Origin of the sequence: Rhodococcus sp. PBTS 1 (assembly GCF_001620025.1) — a bacterium.
Classification (GTDB): domain Bacteria; phylum Actinomycetota; class Actinomycetes; order Mycobacteriales; family Mycobacteriaceae; genus Rhodococcoides; species Rhodococcoides kroppenstedtii.
The window spans coordinates 2,019,563-2,037,582 of record NZ_CP015219.1 but is presented as its reverse complement, the minus strand read 5'-3'; the positions used below and the strand labels follow the sequence as shown (position 1 = coordinate 2,037,582).

At 70.9% G+C, this 18,020-nt stretch carries 16 protein-coding genes; all 16 read left to right on the top strand.

Annotated features, from left to right (window positions below):
* Window positions 1-31: 31 nt before the first annotated feature.
* The 16 genes from infC (at window position 32) to A3Q40_RS09135 (ending at window position 17,991) form a co-directional block, all read left to right on the top strand.
* Window positions 32-679, top strand: a complete 648-nt coding sequence (gene infC, locus A3Q40_RS09210; RefSeq protein ID WP_068105734.1) for a translation initiation factor IF-3 — start codon at window positions 32-34, stop codon at window positions 677-679.
* Window positions 680-750: 71 nt separating this feature from the next.
* Window positions 751-945: a 50S ribosomal protein L35 gene (gene rpmI / locus A3Q40_RS09205; RefSeq protein WP_068101631.1), complete on the top strand. Its 195-nt coding sequence runs from the start codon at window positions 751-753 to the stop codon at window positions 943-945.
* A 51-nt stretch (window positions 946-996) separates the two neighbouring features.
* Window positions 997-1,383, top strand: a complete 387-nt coding sequence (gene rplT, locus A3Q40_RS09200; RefSeq protein WP_068101628.1) for a 50S ribosomal protein L20 — start codon at window positions 997-999, stop codon at window positions 1,381-1,383.
* The gene (locus A3Q40_RS09195) at window positions 1,380-2,216 is read left to right on the top strand and encodes a TrmH family RNA methyltransferase (protein ID WP_068105731.1); all 837 of its coding nucleotides are present in this window, start codon (window positions 1,380-1,382) and stop codon (window positions 2,214-2,216) included. The genes rplT and A3Q40_RS09195 overlap by 4 nt, the downstream gene beginning before the upstream one ends.
* Before the next feature lie 161 nt (window positions 2,217-2,377).
* Entirely contained in the window at window positions 2,378-3,403 is a 1,026-nt protein-coding gene (gene pheS / locus A3Q40_RS09190; protein WP_261775235.1) for a phenylalanine--tRNA ligase subunit alpha, read from the top strand.
* 63 nt (window positions 3,404-3,466) lie between these two features.
* Window positions 3,467-5,989, top strand: coding sequence for a phenylalanine--tRNA ligase subunit beta (pheT, locus tag A3Q40_RS09185; RefSeq protein ID WP_068101622.1), 2,523 nt, complete (start codon window positions 3,467-3,469; stop codon window positions 5,987-5,989).
* A 45-nt stretch (window positions 5,990-6,034) separates the two neighbouring features.
* Window positions 6,035-7,078, top strand: a complete 1,044-nt coding sequence (argC, locus tag A3Q40_RS09180) for an N-acetyl-gamma-glutamyl-phosphate reductase (RefSeq protein ID WP_068101620.1) — start codon at window positions 6,035-6,037, stop codon at window positions 7,076-7,078.
* A complete protein-coding gene (argJ, locus tag A3Q40_RS09175; RefSeq protein WP_068101617.1) occupies window positions 7,075-8,283 on the top strand; it encodes a bifunctional glutamate N-acetyltransferase/amino-acid acetyltransferase ArgJ in 1,209 nt (402 codons plus the stop codon). Before argC ends, argJ begins: the two co-directional genes overlap by 4 nt.
* Before the next feature lie 38 nt (window positions 8,284-8,321).
* Window positions 8,322-9,242, top strand: coding sequence for an acetylglutamate kinase (argB, locus tag A3Q40_RS09170; RefSeq protein WP_068105728.1), 921 nt, complete (start codon window positions 8,322-8,324; stop codon window positions 9,240-9,242).
* A complete protein-coding gene (locus tag A3Q40_RS09165) occupies window positions 9,239-10,447 on the top strand; it encodes an acetylornithine transaminase (protein ID WP_068101614.1) in 1,209 nt (402 codons plus the stop codon). The genes argB and A3Q40_RS09165 overlap by 4 nt, the downstream gene beginning before the upstream one ends.
* Complete coding sequence (gene argF, locus A3Q40_RS09160; RefSeq protein ID WP_068101612.1) at window positions 10,444-11,373, top strand: ornithine carbamoyltransferase; 930 nt, start codon at window positions 10,444-10,446, stop codon at window positions 11,371-11,373. The genes A3Q40_RS09165 and argF overlap by 4 nt, the downstream gene beginning before the upstream one ends.
* Window positions 11,370-11,888, top strand: coding sequence for an arginine repressor (locus A3Q40_RS09155; RefSeq protein ID WP_235606534.1), 519 nt, complete (start codon window positions 11,370-11,372; stop codon window positions 11,886-11,888). Before argF ends, A3Q40_RS09155 begins: the two co-directional genes overlap by 4 nt.
* A 58-nt stretch (window positions 11,889-11,946) precedes the next feature.
* Window positions 11,947-13,173, top strand: coding sequence for an argininosuccinate synthase (locus A3Q40_RS09150; protein WP_068101606.1), 1,227 nt, complete (start codon window positions 11,947-11,949; stop codon window positions 13,171-13,173).
* On the top strand, window positions 13,170-14,612 hold the full coding sequence (gene argH / locus A3Q40_RS09145; protein WP_068101603.1) for an argininosuccinate lyase: 1,443 nt from the start codon (window positions 13,170-13,172) through the stop codon (window positions 14,610-14,612). Before A3Q40_RS09150 ends, argH begins: the two co-directional genes overlap by 4 nt.
* Before the next feature lie 139 nt (window positions 14,613-14,751).
* The gene (locus tag A3Q40_RS09140) at window positions 14,752-17,736 is read left to right on the top strand and encodes an AMP-binding protein (RefSeq protein WP_068105725.1); all 2,985 of its coding nucleotides are present in this window, start codon (window positions 14,752-14,754) and stop codon (window positions 17,734-17,736) included.
* A 33-nt stretch (window positions 17,737-17,769) separates the two neighbouring features.
* Window positions 17,770-17,991 (top strand): Trm112 family protein, encoded by a 222-nt coding sequence (locus A3Q40_RS09135; protein WP_068101601.1) that lies wholly within the window; start codon window positions 17,770-17,772, stop codon window positions 17,989-17,991.
* Window positions 17,992-18,020: the final 29 nt, after the last annotated feature.

Here is an 18,020-nt window from a genome sequence, read left to right as displayed (position 1 = left end):
GGCTCGGGGTGTCGACGGAAGGCGAGGCGCACTGGCGCCGGTCCGGCACAGTCCGTCACCGCACTACCGAGGAGGCCCCATCAGCACTGAGACTCGCATCAACGATCGCATCCGCGTTCCCGAGGTCCGACTTGTCGGACCGGGTGGAGAACAGGTGGGGATCGTGCGTGTTGAAGATGCGCTACGCCTGGCTCTGGAGGCCGATCTCGATCTGGTCGAGGTCGCCCCCGATGCCCGTCCGCCGGTCTGCAAGATCATGGACTACGGCAAGTTCAAGTACGAGGCAGCGCAGAAGGCTCGTGAGTCGCGCAAGAACCAGCAGCTCACGGTCATCAAGGAGCAGAAGCTCCGCCCCAAGATCGACGATCACGACTACGAGACGAAGAAGGGCCACGTGGTCCGCTTCCTCGAAGCCGGCTCGAAGGTGAAGGTCACCATCATGTTCCGAGGACGCGAGCAGTCGCGCCCGGAGCTGGGTTACCGCCTGCTGCAGCGTCTGGGTGCAGACGTCGCGGAGTTCGGATTCGTCGAGACGTCCGCGAAGCAGGACGGCCGCAACATGACGATGGTTCTGGCCCCGCACAAGGGTGCCAAGACTCGCGCCAAGGCCGCCGAGCAGTCGCAGGCACGTCCGGCAGCTCCCGCTGCCCCTCCCGCTTCACCCACACCGGGCGCGTAGCGCGCCCCGGTCCGTACACGGTCGATCCGCACGCTCGGATGCGGGTCGACGCAACACAGAACTGAGGATTCATGCCCAAGTCGAAGACGCACAGTGGTACGTCGAAGCGATTCAAGGTGTCGGGTAGCGGAAAGATCCTGCGCCAGAAGGCCGGCCGTCGCCACCTGCTCGAGCACAAGTCCTCGCGTGTCACCCGCCGCCTGGACGGCAAGGCCGTCGTGAGCGCGAACGACGTTCCCCGCGTCAAGCGGCTGCTCGGTCTCTGACACCCTCCCACCCGGGCCGTCCCACGGCCCCAGATCGACAAGGATTCACCAGTGGCACGCGTCAAGAGGGCGGTCAACGCCCAGAAGAAGCGCCGTTCGATTCTCGAGGCGTCCAGCGGTTACCGCGGACAGCGCTCGCGTCTGTACACCAAGGCGAAGGAGCAGCAGCTCCACTCGCTCACCTACGCCTACCGGGACCGCCGGGCGCGCAAGGGTGACTTCCGCAAGCTGTGGATCACGCGTATCAACGCGGCGGCCCGCGCCAACGACATCACCTACAACCGCTTCGTCCAGGGCCTGAAGATCGCGGGTGTCGAGGTGGACCGCAAGATCCTCGCCGAGCTCGCCGTGTCCGACGCAGCGGCGTTCACGAGCCTGGTCGAGATCGCCAAGGCCGCTCTGCCCGCCGATGTGAACCAGCCGGGAGAAGCAGCCTGACCGGCTCCTCCGACAGCTCCACGCGACCCGCGGCTCCGCTCACCGAGCGGACACCGCGGGTCGTGTCGGCTGTGAAGCTCCATCGCGGTGCCGAACGTCGCCGGACCGGACTGTTTCTCGCCGAGGGTGAGAACGCCGTCGTCGAGGCGGTCGCCGCCGGCGCCGCCCTGCGCCTCTTCGCGACGCAGCGCTGGGTCGACCGCGACGGGGGACCGGTCACGGCCGCAGGCGCCGCCGGAGTGCCGGTCGACGTCGTCACCGATCGCGCCGCCGCGGCGTTGTCCGACACGGTGACCCCGCCCGGTCTGATCGCCGTCGCGCGGTCGGTCGTCGTCGGCGTGGCGGATGCCGTCGCCCCGGGGCAACGGCTGGTGGCGGTTCCCGTCGAGATCGCCGAGCCCGGTAATGCGGGCACGCTGCTGCGGGTGGCCGACGCCGCGGGAGCCGACGCCACCGTGTTCGCCGGGGACAGCGTGGACCCCGAGAACGGCAAGGCCGTGCGGGCGTCCGCGGGCAGTCTGTTCCACCTTCCCGTCGCGCGGGAACGCTCGATCGACGCGGTGCTGGACGCCGTGCGCGGCGCCGGCCTCACCGTCGTGGCCACCACCGTGGACGGCGAGGTGGACCTCGACGACGCCGACGATCTGCTCGCCGGTCCCACCGCGTGGCTCTTCGGCAACGAGGCCCACGGGTTGTCCGCCGAGGTGGCGTCGGCCGCGGATCACCGGGTGTCGATTCCGATCCACGGCCGCGCCGAAAGTCTGAACCTGGCCACGGCTGCCGCGCTGTGTCTCTATGCCAGCGCCCGCGTCCACCGTCGCCGGCGACCGTGAGGGATGCGGGTCGACCGGTGCCCATCGCCTAGGATTTCCCCCCGACGGAACCCGCTCGGGCGGGCCGCACAGCGATCGCCGTCCGACGGCGGTCGAGACGAACGGAGACAGTCGACGTGGAGCGGGACGAGAGCGCGGGCCAGGGTGGGGACGAGGCCCGGCTGCTGACGGACGACGCCCTCGACGGCGCGGTCGCCGAGGCGCAGGCCGCCTTCGACGCAGCGGGTGACCTCGACGCGCTGACCGAGGCGAAGACCGCGCACATCGGGCCCAAGGCGCCGTTGGCGTTGGCCCAGCGTGCCCTGGGGCAGCTGCCGAAGTCGGAGCGTGCGGACGCGGGCAAGAAGGTCAAGGTGGCGCGCGACCGCGTCAAGGAGGCGCACGACGCCCGCCGCGAGGCCCTGGCCGCCGAACGTGACGCCGCCGCCCTGGTGGCCGAGGCCATCGACGTCACTCTCCCGGCCGTTCGTCGCCCCATCGGAGCGCGGCACCCCATCACCGTCATCGCCGACCAGGTGTCCGACGTGTTCGTCGCCATGGGGTGGGAGGTGGCCGACGGCCCGGAGGTCGAGGCCGAGCACTTCAACTTCGACGCGCTGAACTTCCTGCCCGATCACCCGGCGCGGACGCTGCAGGACACCTTCCACGTCGCCCCGGAGGGGTCCCGTCAGGTTCTTCGGACCCACACGTCGCCCGTGCAGGTGCGGTCGATGCTCGAGCGCGAACTGCCGATCTACGTGGTGTGTCCCGGCCGCACCTTCCGGACCGACGAACTCGACGCCACCCACACACCCGTCTTCCATCAGGTGGAGGGGCTCGCTGTGGACAAGGGTCTGACGATGGCCCATCTGCGCGGCACCCTCGATGCGTTCGCCCGCGCGTTGTTCGGACAGGAGACGCGAACGCGTATGCGTCCCAACTACTTTCCGTTCACCGAGCCCTCCGCCGAGGTGGACGTCTGGTTCCCGCGCAAGAAGGGCGGGGCCGGCTGGGTCGAGTGGGGCGGCTGCGGCATGGTCAACCCCAACGTGCTGCGGGCGTGCGGGGTCGATCCCGAGGTCTACAGCGGGTTCGCGTTCGGCATGGGCCTCGAGCGCACCCTGCAGTTCCGCAACGACATCCCGGACATGCGCGACATCGTCGAGGGCGACGTCCGCTTCGGACTGCCGTTCGGCGTGCAGGGCTGACACCGCTCGGTCCCCACGCCTCCGATTTACGCTCCACCCGATTCACGAAAGCGAGCTCCCGCCGTGCGCGTTCCCCAGTCCTGGTTGACCGAGGTGGTCTCCAAGGCCGCTCCCGGATGGCAGGTGTCCGCCGACGAGCTCGACGCCGGCTTCGTCCGGGTGGGCTTCGAGATCGAGGACGTGCTGCCGCTGCCCGAGATCACGGGTCCGTTGGTGATCGGCCGCGTCGAGTCCATCGTGGAACTGACGGAGTTCAAGAAGCCGATCCGGTTCTGTCTGGTCGAGGTCGGCGAGGCGGAGCCGCGGGGCATCGTCTGCGGTGCGCGCAATTTCGCCGTCGGGGACCTGGTGGTCGCGGCGCTGCCCGGGTGCGTGCTGCCCGGCGGGTTCGCCATCGCGGCGCGGAAGACCTACGGCCGCACGTCCGACGGCATGATCTGCTCGGTCTCCGAACTGGGCATCGGCGCCGACCATTCGGGCATTCTCACGCTGCCCGCCGACACCCGGGTCGCCGGCACCGACGCCGTCGTCACGCCGGGTGACGACGCCCGCGCGGTGCTGGGCACCGACGACACGGTCTTCGACGTCAACGTCACGCCCGACCGCGGTTACGCCCTCAGCGTGCGCGGTCTCGCGCGCGAGCTCGCGTGCGGTTTCGACCTCGACTACGCCGACCCGGCGGACGCCCGGCACCCGGTGGTGCCGGCGGCTGCGGCGGACGGTCCCGCGTGGGAGGTCGATCTGCGCGCGGAGTCCGGCGCGACGCGCTTCGCCGCGCGCCGCGTGGTCGGGATCGACGCGGGGGCACGCTCGCCGTGGTGGCTGCAGCGACGGCTCCTGCTCGCCGGCGTCCGACCGATCTCGGCCGCGGTCGACGTCACCAACTACGTCATGCTCGAGCTCGGCCAGCCGTTGCACGCGTTCGATGCCGCCGCGTTGCAGGGGCCGCTCGTGGTTCGTCGTGCTGCGGCGGGGGAGACGCTGCGCACTCTCGACGACGTCGAGCGCACGCTCGATCCGGAGGACGTCGTCATCGCCGACGACTCGGGGGTCGTCTCGCTCGCCGGCGTGATGGGCGGCGCTTCCACCGAGGTCTCGGACGCGACCACCGACGTGGTGCTCGAGGCGGCGATCTGGAGCCCGCTCGCGGTCTTCCGCACGGCTCGACGCCACAAGCTGCCGAGCGAGGCGAGCCGGCGGTACGAGCGGGTCGTCGATTCCGCGCTGCCGGTGCGCGCGCTCGATCGTGCGGCGTCGCTGCTGGTGTCGATCGCCGGTGGTCGGGTGGAGTCGACGCTGACCGACGTCGGCGCGGCCGACACCTTCCCCGCCGTGCGGATGGACCTGGATCGACCGGATCGGGTCGCCGGGGTGCAGTACCCCGCGGGGACCTCGGTGCGTCGCCTGTCGCAAATCGGGTGCGAGACGCAGGTGGAGGTGTCCGAGGCCGGTCGCGGTGTGCTGGTGGTGACCCCGCCGACCTGGCGACCGGACCTGACCCAGGCCGCGGACCTGGTCGAGGAGGTGCTGCGGCTCGAGGGGCTCGAGAACATCCCGTCGGTGCTTCCCTCGGCACCCGCCGGGCGTGGACTCACGCCCGTGCAGCGCCGTCGTCGTGCGATCGGCCGGGCGTTGGCCTACACCGGACACGTCGAGATTCTGAATCCGGTGTTCCTGCCCGCGGGTGTGTTCGACGTGTGGGGTCTGCCGTCCGACGACACTCGACGCGTGACCACCACGGTGCTCAATCCGCTCGAGGCGGACCGGCCCGCATTGGCCACGACGCTCCTTCCCGGTTTGCTGGAGACCCTGCAGCGCAACGTCTCTCGTGGACAGCGCGATCTGGCGCTGTTCTCGATCGCCCAGGTCGTGCTGCCCGGTGAGGGCACCCGTCCCGTCGACGCACTGGCAGTGGACCGTCGTCCGACGGAGGAGGAGATCGCCGCGCTCACCCAGTCGCTGCCCGCCCAGCCCGTCCATGTCGGTGTGGTGCTGACCGGTGCGGTGACCGCGTCGGGTCCCTGGGGTCCGGGGCGACCGGCCGAGGCGGCGGACGCTTTCGCGGCGGCGCGAACGGTGGCCGACGCGTGTGGTGTGGACCTCGAACTGCGCGCCGCGCAGTACTTGCCGTGGCATCCGGGGCGGTGTGCGGAACTGGTGGTCGACGGCGTCGTGGTCGGTCACGCGGGGGAGCTGCACCCCGGGGTGATCGAGCGGGCCGGCCTGCCGCCGCGCACCTGCGCCGTCGAGCTGAATCTGGACGCGATCGAGGTCCGGGAGGTGCTGCCGTCTCCGACGGTCTCCCCGTTCCCCGCCGTGCTGCAGGACGTCGCGGTGGTCGTCGATCGCGCGGTGGCGGCTGCGGACGTGCAGAAGGCGCTGGTCGACGGGGCGGGCGACCTGCTCGAGGACATCCGGTTGTTCGACGTCTTCACCGGCGATCAGGTGGGTGCGGACCGGAAATCCCTCGCGTTCGCGTTGCGCTTCCGCGCCCCGGACCGCACGCTCACGGAGGACGAGGCCAGCGCGGCGCGTGACGCAGCCGTCGCGGCGGCTGCGTCGGCGGTCGGCGCGCACCTGCGGTAGCCGCCCCCTGTCGAATGAGCTTGCACGGTGGTGCATAATCATCACATGACCACCGCACGGACGATTGCCGTCGCCGGGGCGAGCGGCTACGCCGGGGGAGAGATCCTTCGGCTCCTGCTCGGGCACCCCGGCTACCGCGACGGGAGCCTGTCGCTCGGCGCCCTCACCGCCGGCGGGAACGCCGGCACCCTGCTCGGACAGCATCACCCGCACCTGGTGCCGCTCGCACACCGCGAGCTGACCGACACCTCGTCGGAGCGGTTGGCCGGGCACGACGTGGTCTTCCTCGCCCTGCCGCACGGCAAGTCGGCGGAGATCGCCGCGGCGCTGCCCGAGTCGACCCTGGTCGTCGACTGCGGCGCGGACTTCCGTCTCACCGACGCGTCCGCGTGGGATCGGTGGTACGGCGGCGAGTACGCCGGCCACTGGCCGTACGGCTTGCCCGAACTCCCCGGCGCTCGGGCCGCCCTGTCCACCGCGACACGCATCGCGGTGCCGGGGTGCTACCCGACGGCGTCGACTCTCGCGATGGCGCCCGCGGTGGCCGCCGGCATCGTCTCGCCCGAGGTGAGCGTGGTCGCCGTCAGCGGCACGTCGGGCGCCGGGAAATCCGCGCGCGTCGATCTCATCGGGTCGGAGGTCATGGGCTCGGTCCGGCCCTACGGCGTGGCCGGTGCGCACCGGCACACCCCCGAGATCGCGCAGAACCTCGGAGCGATCGCCGGCACCGAGGTGACGGTGTCGTTCACCCCCGTGCTGGCACCCATGCCGCGCGGCATCCTCGCCACGTGCTCCGCTCCCACCACCGCGACGGCCGAGCAGGCCCGGGCGGTGTACGAGAAGTTCTGCGCCGACGAGCCGTTCCTGCACCTGCTGCCGGCGGGCTCGTTGCCGCAGACCGGATCGGTGATCGGATCGAACGCCGTGCAGCTGCAGGTGGTCGTCGACGCCGACGCCGGCCGACTGATCGCGTTCGCCGCGATCGACAACCTCACCAAGGGCACGGCCGGCGGGGCCGTGCAGTCGATGAACCTTGCTCTCGGTCTTCCGGAGACCGACGGGCTCGACACCGTGGGGGTGGCGCCGTGACCGCGCAATCCGGCGTTCTGGTGCGCACCCAGGGGGTGACCTGCGCTGCCGGCTTCCGGGCCGCGGGCATCGCCGCCGGCATCAAGGCGAACGGCAAGCCCGACCTCGCACTCGTGCTCAACGAGGGTCCCGATCACGCGGCGGCGGGCGTCTTCACCACCAACAAGGTCAAGGCTGCGCCGGTGCTGTGGTCCCAGCAGGTGCTCTCCTCCGGTGCGCTGCGCGCCGTGGTCCTGAACTCCGGCGGCGCCAACGCCTGCACCGGGGCACCGGGCTTCCAGGACACCCATCGCACGGCCGAACACCTCGCCGACGTGCTCAGCGACTGGGGCTCCGAGACCGGCGCGGGAGAGATCGCCGTCTGTTCCACCGGCCTCATCGGGGACCGGCTCCCCATGGACGCTCTGCTCGCGGGCGTCACCGAGATCGTGCACGAGCTCGCGGGCGGTATTTCCGGCGGCACCGACGCGGCCTACGCGATCATGACGACGGACACCGTGCCCAAGCAGGCCGCCCTTCACCATCCGGATGGATGGAACGTCGGCGGCATGGCCAAGGGTGCCGGCATGCTGGCCCCCTCGTTGGCGACGATGCTGTGCGTGGTGACGACCGACGTCGTCGCCACGTCCGAGCAGCTCGACCGCGCGCTCCGGCATGCGACGTCGCGGTCCTTCGACCGTCTCGACGTGGACGGCGCCACGTCCACCAACGACACCGTGCTGCTCCTGGCGTCGGGTGCCAGCGGGGTGGCGGCGACGCAGGAGGACCTCGACGCCGCCGTGCTCGCGGTCTGCGACGACCTCGCCGATCAGCTCATGGCGGACGCCGAGGGCGTGACCAAGCGCGTCACCGTCACCGTGCGGGGCGCGCGCAGCGAGGACGACGCCGTCGTGGCGGCCCGGGTGATCGCTCGTGACTCGCTGGTGAAGACGGCTCTCTTCGGCTCCGACCCGAACTGGGGCCGGGTGCTCGCCGCCGTGGGAACGGCGCCGGTGGACATGGAACCCGACCGCATCTCGGTCTCGTTCCAGGGGCGGCCGGTCTGCGTGGACGGCATGGGCGCACCGGGGGCGCGCGAGGTGGACCTCTCGGCCACCGATATCGCCGTCGACGTGCATCTGGGCGTCGGCGACGCGGCCGCCGCCATTCGCACGACGGACCTCTCGCACGGGTACGTCGAAGAGAACTCGGCGTACTCGTCGTGACGGCGCACATGGGGTCGGCCGGCGCCGACCGTGAGCACATGGGGTCGGTGGGCGCCGACCGTGAGCAGACGGGGTCGGCGGGCGCCGCCGAGACGGCGCGCGTGCTCGCCGGCGCCCTGCCGTGGCTGCAGCGGTGGTCCGGCCGGATCGTCGTCGTCAAGTACGGCGGCAACGCGATGGTCGACGACACCCTCAAGGCCGCCTTCGCCGCGGACATGGCGTTCCTGCGCACGGTGGGCGTGCATCCCGTGGTGGTGCACGGCGGCGGCCCGCAGATCTCCGCGATGCTTTCTCGGCTCGGGCTCGTCGGCGAGTTCCGCGGCGGCTTCCGCGTGACGACGCCCGAGGTCATGGACATCGTCCGCATGGTGCTGTTCGGTCAGGTGGGCCGCGAATTGGTCGGGCTGATCAACGCGCACGGACCGTATGCGGTCGGCATCTCCGGCGAGGACGCCGGCCTGTTCACCGCGACGCGGCGAACCGTGCAGGTGGACGGGGTGGCGACGGACATCGGGCTGGTCGGCGACGTCACGAGCGTGAATCCCGACGCGGTGCACGATCTCATCGACGCCGGGCGTATCCCGGTGGTCTCCACCATCGCTCCCGATGCGGACGGCGTGGTGCACAACATCAACGCGGACACCGCCGCGGCGGCTCTCGCCGAGGCGCTGGGCGCGGAGAAGTTGGTGATGCTGACCGACGTGGAGGGCCTCTACACCCGCTGGCCGGACCGCAGTTCGCTCGTCTCCGAGATCGACACCGCCTCGGTGGAGCAACTGCTGCCGACCCTCGACGCCGGCATGGTGCCCAAGATGGAAGCCTGCCTGCGCGCCGTACGCGGCGGTGTGCCGAGCGCGCACGTCGTCGACGGCCGGACCGAGCACTCGGTCCTGCTCGAACTGTTCACCGGAGAAGGGATCGGAACCATGGTGTCCGACACGACGCGGGTGGTCCCGTGACCGCCACCGAGCAGCTCCAGCACCGCTTCGCGGACGCGCTGATGAACAACTACGGCGTACCCCGCGTCGCGCTGGTGCGCGGTGCGGGCGCCGTGGTGACCGACGCGGACGGCAAGGACTACGTCGACTTCCTCGCGGGCATCGCGGTCAACATCCTCGGCCACGCGCACCCGGCCGTCGTCGAGGCCGTGACGACGCAACTCTCGACGCTCGGCCACACGTCGAACCTCTACGCGTCCGAGCCCTCCGTCGCCCTCGCCGAGCAGCTTCTCCACCATTTGGGTCACGCGCCGGGCACCGATGCGCGCGTGTTCTTCTGCAACTCGGGGACGGAGGCGAACGAGGCCGCGTTCAAGATGGCCCGGCTCACCGGCCGCCCCGGCATCGTCGCCGCCGAGAAGGCGTTCCACGGTCGCACCATGGGGGCCCTGGCGCTGACCGGACAGCCGGACAAGCGCACCCCGTTCGAGCCGCTGCCGGGCGGTGTCACGCACGTGCCCTTCGGGGACGTCGCGGCGCTCGACGCCGCCGTCGACGAGACTACCGCCGCGGTGTTCCTCGAACCCATCATGGGAGAGGGCGGAGTCGTCGTGCCGCCGGCGGGGTACCTGGCCTCCGCGCGCGAGATCACCGCTGCCCGGGGTGCGCTGCTGGTTCTCGACGAGGTGCAGACCGGTATCGGCCGGACCGGCTGGTTCTACGCCCATCAGCGCGACGGCATCGTGCCCGATGTGATCACCCTGGCCAAGGGCCTCGGCGGCGGACTGCCCATCGGCGCCACCATCGGGGTCGGCCGCGCGGCGGAGCTGCTCACGCCGGGCAAGCACGGCACGACGTTCGGTGGCAACCCGGTCTGCGCCGCCGCGGCACTCGCCGTGCTGCGGACGATCGGCGAGGACGATCTTCTCGCGCGGGCGGACCGGCTGGGCAAGTCGCTCGCCCACGACATCGAGAGCCTCGGTCATCCGCTGGTCGACCACGTGCGCGGCGCGGGTCTGCTGCTCGGCGTCGTGCTGACCGCACCCGTCGCACCCGAGGTGGAACGGCTCGCGCGCGACGCGGGCTTCCTCGTCAATGCGGCACAGCCGGACGTCGTCCGGTTGGCGCCGCCGCTGATTCTCACCGACGATCAGGCCGCCGCGCTGGTGGCCGCACTGCCGGCGGTCCTCGACGGGGCCGCCGCACCGAAGGAGGCAGCGCAGTGACGCTCCGACACTTCCTGCGGGACGACGATCTGAGTCCGGCCGAGCAGGCCGAGATCCTCGCTCTCGCAGCGGAACTCAAGAAGAACCCGTTCTCCCGGCGGCCGCTGGAGGGTCCGCGCGGCGTCGGCGTCATCTTCGAGAAGAACTCCACCCGGACGCGGTTCTCCTTCGAGATGGGTGTGGCCCAGCTCGGCGGCCACGCCGTCGTCGTCGACGGCCGCAGCACCCAGCTCGGCCGCGAGGAGACCCTGCAGGACACCGGGCGCGTCCTGTCCCGGTACGTCGACGCCGTCGTCTGGCGGACGTTCGGGCAGAAGCGTCTCGAGCAGATGGCGACGGGCGCGACCGTGCCCATCGTCAACGCCCTGTCCGACGAGTTCCATCCCTGCCAGGTGCTCGCCGATCTGCAGACCATCGCCGAACGCAAGGGCAGGACGGCCGGGCTGCGGCTGTCGTACTTCGGTGACGGCGCCAACAACATGGCGCACTCGCTCGTGCTCGGCGGCGTCACGGCGGGCATGCACGTCACCGTCGCCGCACCGGAGGGCTTCCTGCCCGACGCCGACGTGGTCGCGGCCGGCGAGGCCCGCGCCGCCGAGACCGGCGGGTCGGTGACGGTGACCTCCGATCCGATCGCGGCCGCCACCGATGCGGACGTCCTGGTCACCGACACGTGGACGTCGATGGGTCAGGAGAACGACGGGCTCGATCGGATCGGTCCGCTGCGTCCGTTCCAGGTGAACGAGGACCTTCTCGCGCGCGCGGCGTCCGACGTGCTCGTCCTGCACTGCCTCCCTGCTCATCGCGGGGAGGAGATCACCGACACCGTCCTCGACGGGCCGCACAGCGGCGTCTGGGACGAGGCCGAGAATCGCCTGCACGCGCAGAAGGCGGTGCTGGTGTGGCTGCTGGAGCAGTCGCGGTGACGTCCCCCCGGGTGGAGCCGGAGTCGCGCGGGCCGGTCACGGCGTCCACGCGCGCCGGACGCCAGGCGCGCATCGTCGCGCTGCTGGGCGAGCACCAGGTGCGGTCGCAGCCCGAGCTGCAGCACCTGCTCGCCGCCGAGGGCATCGAGGCCACCCAGGCCACGCTCTCGCGGGACCTCGACGAGCTCGGGGCCGTCAAACTGCGCGGAGCGGACGGTGGACCGGGCGTCTACCTCGTCCCCGAGGACGGCAGCCCCGTCCGCGGGGTGTCCGGCGGGACCGGACGGGTGTCGCGCCTGCTCGGCGAGCTGCTGGTGTCCACCGACGCCAGTGCCAACCTCGCCGTGCTGCGGACGCCTCCCGGGGCCGCGCACTATCTCGCGAGCGCGCTGGACCGCGCATCGCTGCCCGACGTCGTCGGGACCGTCGCGGGGGATGACACGATCTTCGTGATCGCCCGCGAACCACTCACCGGACGCGACCTCGCGGACCGCATCGAACATCTCGCGCACTGACGTTCCGCACCACGGAATTCGCGCGAACCGAACCACGACACACAAGGAGCTCAACCTCATGGCCGAACGCGTCATCCTCGCCTACTCCGGTGGACTCGACACCTCCGTCGCCATCAGCTGGATCGGCCGCGAGACCGGCAAGGAGGTCGTCGCCGTCGCGATCGACCTGGGCCAGGGCGGCGAGGACATGGACGTCGTCCGCCAGCGAGCACTCGACTGCGGCGCCGTCGAATCCGTGGTGGTGGATGCCCGCGACGAGTTCGCGGAGGAGTACTGCCTGCCGACCATCCAGTCGAACGCCCTGTACATGGACCGGTACCCGTTGGTCTCGGCGATCAGCCGCCCGCTGATCGTCAAGCACCTCGTCGACAACGCACGCGCTCACGGCGGCACCGTCGTCGCGCACGGCTGCACCGGCAAGGGCAATGATCAGGTGCGCTTCGAGGTCGGCTTCAACACGCTCGCGCCGGAGCTCGACGTGCTGGCGCCGGTGCGCGACTACGCGTGGACCCGCGAGAAGGCCATCGCCTTCGCCGAGGAGAACGCGATCCCGATCAACGTCACCAAGAAGTCCCCGTTCTCCATCGACCAGAACGTGTGGGGCCGTGCCGTCGAGACCGGCTTCCTCGAGGACCTGTGGAACGCGCCGACCAAGGACGTCTACGACTACACCGAGGACCCGACGGCCAACTTCACCGCGCCCGACGAGCTGGTGATCACCTTCGACAAGGGCCGTCCCGTGGCCATCGACGGGCGCCCGGTGTCGGTGCTGCAGGCCATCCAAGAGCTCAACACCCGCGCCGGCAAGCAGGGCGTGGGTCGCCTGGACGTGGTCGAGGATCGACTCGTGGGCATCAAGAGCCGCGAGGTCTACGAGGCCCCCGGCGCCATGGTGCTCATCCGCGCGCACGAGGAGCTCGAGCATGTCACCCTCGAGCGCGAGCTCGGTCGCTACAAGCGCCACACCGACCAGAAGTGGGCCGAGCAGGTCTACGACGGTCTGTGGTTCTCCCCGCTCAAGGGCGCGCTGGACACCTTCGTGCAGCACACCCAGCAGCACGTCTCCGGTGAGATCCGCCTGGTCCTGCACGCCGGGTCCATCGTGGTGAACGGACGACGCTCGGGCGAGTCGCTCTACGACTTCAACCTCGCGACGTACGACGCCGGCGACACCTTCGATCAGTCGTCCGCCAAGGGATTCGTGCAGCTGCACGGTCTGTCGTCGAAGATCGCCGCGCGTCGGGACCGCGGCGCCGTCGGTGCACAGGGACAGTCGGACCTGTGACGGACCAGCCGACCGGCGCCGCCGGGCACGGCACCAACACGGGCGCCCTGTGGGGCGGCCGGTTCGGGTCCGGCCCCGCGGCCGCCATGGCCGCCCTGAGCAAGTCCACCCATTTCGACTGGGTGTTGGCGCCGTACGACGTGCGAGCGTCGAAAGCGCATGCGCGCGTGCTGAATTCGGCGGGTCTGCTCACCGCGCCGGACCTCGAGGCGATGCTCGCCGGTCTCGACGCGTTGGCCGCCGACGTCGACTCCGGCGCCTTCGGGCCGGCCGAGTCCGACGAGGACGTGCACGGCGCGCTCGAACGAGGTCTGATCGAGCGCGTCGGTCCCGAACTGGGCGGTCGGCTGCGGGCGGGACGGTCGCGCAACGACCAGGTGGCCACCCTGTTCCGCATGTGGCTCCGCGACGCGGTCCGCCGCGTGTCGATCGGCGTACTGGACGTCGTCGACGCGCTGGCCGGACAGGCCGCGGCGCACCCCGACGCCGTGATGCCCGGCAAGACGCATTCGCAGGCGGCGCAGCCGGTTCTGCTGGCTCACCACCTGCTCGCGCACGCACATCCCTTGCTGCGGGACGTCGAACGGTTCCGGGACTTCGATCGGCGAGCGGCGGTGTCGCCCTACGGGTCCGGCGCCTTGGCGGGGTCCTCGCTCGGATTGTCCCCGGAGAAGATCGCCGCCGAACTGGGGTTCGACGAGTCGGCCGAGAACTCCATCGACGCGACCAGCTCGCGCGACTTCGCGGCGGAGGCGGCGTTCGTCCTCGCGATGACCGCCGTCGATCTGTCTCGGCTCGCCGAGGAGATCGTCTCCTGGAGCACGCCCGAGTACGGCTACGTGACACTCGCGGACGCGTGGTCCACGGGCAGTTCGATCATGCCGCAGAAGAAGAACCCCGACGTGGCGGAATTGACGCGGGGCAAGACCGGTCGACTGATCGGCAATCTCGCCGGTCTGCTGGCCACGTTGAAGGCGCAGCCCCTCGCGTACAACCGAGACCTGCAGGAGGACAAGGAGCCGGTGATCGACTCCGTGCTCCAACTGGATCTGCTCCTGCCCGCACTGACCGGCCTGATCGGCACGCTGGAGTTCCACACCGACCGCCTCCGGGATCTCGCGCCGGCCGGTTTCACGCTGGCCACGGACATCGCGGAATGGCTGGTGCGTCAGGGTGTTCCGTTCCGGCACGCCCACGAGGTCGCCGGTGCCTGCGTGCGCGTCGCGGAGGAGTGCGGACGCGAGCTGGATCAGCTCACCGACGACCAGTTCGCCGCGATCGATCCGGCCCTGAGTCCGGAGGTGCGCAGCGTGCTCACCGTCGACGGGTCCATCGCGTCGCGAGACAGTCGCGGCGGTACCGCTCCGGTTCGCGTCGCCGAACAGTTGGCCGGTGTTCGGGCGCTCGCAGCGCGGTTGCGGGAGTGGCCCGACGCCTGATCCGGCGGAGTCCGCGGGAGACCCCGTGCCGGTGTGAGACGCTGTGATCCGCCGGTGGCGGGGCGCCGGCGGCGAGTGGGTCGGTGCGTGCCGTGCTCGGTGATCGGTGCGCGCAGTGTTCGGTGACGGAGGAGAACAGGTGCTGGGTTTCGACGCCGGGTCCGTGACGACGTCGCTGCGTCGCGTCGTCGCCACCGCGCAGAACGGGCTCGAGGTTCTCCGCCTCGGTGGGCTCGAGACGGACGCCGTGCCGTCGTCGTTCACCGTCGTCGCGCGGGATCCGATGTACCGACTGCGTCGGTACTTCGCCGACGAGAACCCGTCCGGACCGCCGGTCGTGCTCGTCCCGCCGATGATGATGGCGGCGGACGTGTACGACGTCACCCGTGATCAGGGGGGAGTGGGCCTGCTTCACGCCGCGGGCATGGACCCGTGGGTGGTCGACTTCGGCTCGCCCGCCACCGAGGAAGGCGGCTGGAACCGCACTCTGACCGACCACATCGTGGCGATCAGCGAGATCGTCGACCTCGTGGCCCGGGAGACCGGTCGCGACGTGCACCTCGCCGGCTACTCGCAGGGCGGGATGTTCTGCTACCAGGCCGCTGCGTACCGCTCGAGTCGCAACATCGCCAGCATCGTCACCTTCGGCAGTCCCGTCGACACGCTCGCCGCACTCCCACTGGGCATCCCGGCGGGGGTGGCCACGCGCGGTGCGGAGTTCCTCGCGGAGCACGTGTTCACGCGGCTCGCGGTGACCGACTGGATGGCTCGCACCGGGTTCCAACTGCTCGACCCGGCCAAGACCGTGAAGAGTCGGATCGACTTCCTGCTCCAGCTCCACGACCGAGATGCGTTGCTGCCGCGCGAATCGCAGCGTCGATTCCTCGCCATGGACGGGTGGGTGGCCTGGTCCGGCCCGGCGGTGGCCGAACTGCTGACCCAGTTCGTCGTCCACAACCGCATGATGACCGGCGGGTTCTCGATCCGGGGCAAGGTCGTGTCGTTGACCGAGCTGACGGTCCCGATCCTCGCGTTCGTCGGCGAGGTCGACGACATCGGCCAACCGCTCGCCGTGCGGGGTATCCGACGGGCCGCGCCGCGTGCGCAGGTGTTCGAGGCGGACCTGCGGGCCGGTCATTTCGGCCTCGTCGTCGGCAGCACGGCGGCGACGCAGACGTGGCCGATCACGTCCAAGTGGCTCGACTGGCGCGAGGGCAACGGACCGCGACCGCTGGAGGTCCGCGCGATGTCGTACGACGACCACCCCCCGTCGGAGAGCGGGGTGTCGGTCAGCGCGCGACTGGTCCACACCGCGGCGACCATCGCCGAAGTGGGGGTCGGAATCGGCCGCGGTGCGGTGTCCGCCGCCGCCGGAGCGGTCCGCGGCTCGCGGGAGATTTCGACCGAAGCCGTGCGCACGCTGCCGAAGCTGGCCAAGCTCGGCCAGCTCCAGCCGCACTCCCCGGTGTCGATGGGACGCCTGCTCGCCGAACAGAACCGTCGTGCGCCGTCGGCGGAGTGCTTCGTCTTCGACGACCGGGTGTACTCGTACGCGGCGGTGAACGAGCGCATCGACAACGTCGTGCGCGGGTTGATCGCGCACGGAATCCGACCGGCCATGCACATCGGGGTGCTGATGGAGACCCGGCCGAGCGCGCTCGCAGCCGTCGCCGCCCTCTCCCGTATCGGCGCCGTTGCCGTCCTGGTGCAGCCGTCACCGGACGTCGGCGTCGCGTTGCGTCTCGGCCGTGCGGAGATGGTGATCGTCGATCCGGAGAATCTGGACTCGGCCGTCGACCTCGGTTTCGAGGTGTTGGTCCTCGGCGGCGGCGAGAGTCGCGCCCTGTCGATCCCGACGTCGGACACCGTGGTCGATCTCGAGCAGGTCGATCCGAGCAGTATCGACCTCCCGGGGTGGTACGTCCCCAACCCGGGCCGCGCGCGCGAACTCGCCTTCGTCCTGTTCAGCGGATCCGGGGACACCCTCGCCGCGAAGTACGTCACCAACTACCGGTGGGCACTGTCGGCATTCGGCACCGCCGGCTCGGCGGGGCTCTCCCGCAGTGACACCGTCTACTGCCTTGCCCCGCTGCATCATTCGGCCGGTCTGCTGGTCGCGGTGGGCGGCGCGCTCGCGGGCGGATCACGGATCGCGCTCTCGCGGGGGCTGGCACCCGAGCGATTCGCGGACGAGGTCCAGCGCTACGGCGTGACCGTGGTGTCCTACACCTGGGCCATGATGCGGGATCTCCTGGATCATCCCGACCTTCCCGAGCCGCGGCTGCATCCGATCAGGTTGTTCATCGGGTCCGGCATGCCGGTGAACCTCTGGCGACGCACGGTCGACCGCCTGGCCCCCGCCCGGGTGCTCGAGTTCTACGCCTCCACCGAGGGCGACGTGGTGTTGGCCAACGTCGCCGGCGTCAAGATCGGCTCGAAGGGCCGTCCCCTCCCCGGCAGCGGGCGGGTCGCCCTGGCGGCGTACGACCCCGTCACCGCGCGGTTCGTCACCGACGATCACGGGTTCGTCCGCGACTGCGCCGACGACGAGCCCGGCGTCCTGTTGGGACGTCCCGGACTCGACGACGTCAGCGGCTCCTACATGCGCGGTGTGTTCGAGGCGGGGGACGTCTGGACACCCACCGAACTCATGTTCCGCCGGGACGAGGGCGGTGACTTCTGGCTGCTCGGCAACAAGCGGTCGGTGGTGCTCACGGCGCACGGGCCCGTCTACCCGCAGCCCGTCGTCGACGCCGTGTCCGGCCTCGACCAGGTCGACCTCGCCGTGACCTACGGCGTGGGCGATCCCGGAGAGCAGTGGGCGGTGTGCGCCGTGACGCTGCGTCCGGGGGCGAGTCTCGGAGCACGGGCCGTCGGCGAGGCGCTGGCCGCTGTGCCCGCGGAGCAGCGACCGGACCTCGTCCACGTGGTGGCCGACATTCCGGTGAGCGCCGCGTTCCGGCCCGTCGACGAGGCTCTGCGCGCCGCCGGACTGCCGACGCCGGGCCCGCGCGCCTGGTACGCCGACGGATTGGGGGAGTACCGCCGCCTGACCAAGGCGGTCGCGGCGGACCGGTTCTCGACGTCGGCGGGTGCTTCGTCCGTCGGCCGCTCGGGATCGTAGGGTGACAGCATTCCCCCGAGCACAGGAGTTCCGATGAGTGTCGACGCCCGCCTGCACAGCATTTTGGCGTGCCCGCAGGACAAGGGTCCGCTGCTGCTGATCCAGGACGAGCTGCTCTACAACCCTCGGTTGCGCCGCATCTACCCGATCGAGAACGGCATTCCGGTGCTGCTCGTCGACGATGCTCGCGATGCCGACGATGCTCGACACGCCGACATCCTCGCGCGCGCCGTCGAGCCGGAGGCCGCGGTCTGACCTCGGAGAACGATCCGAGCTACGCTTCG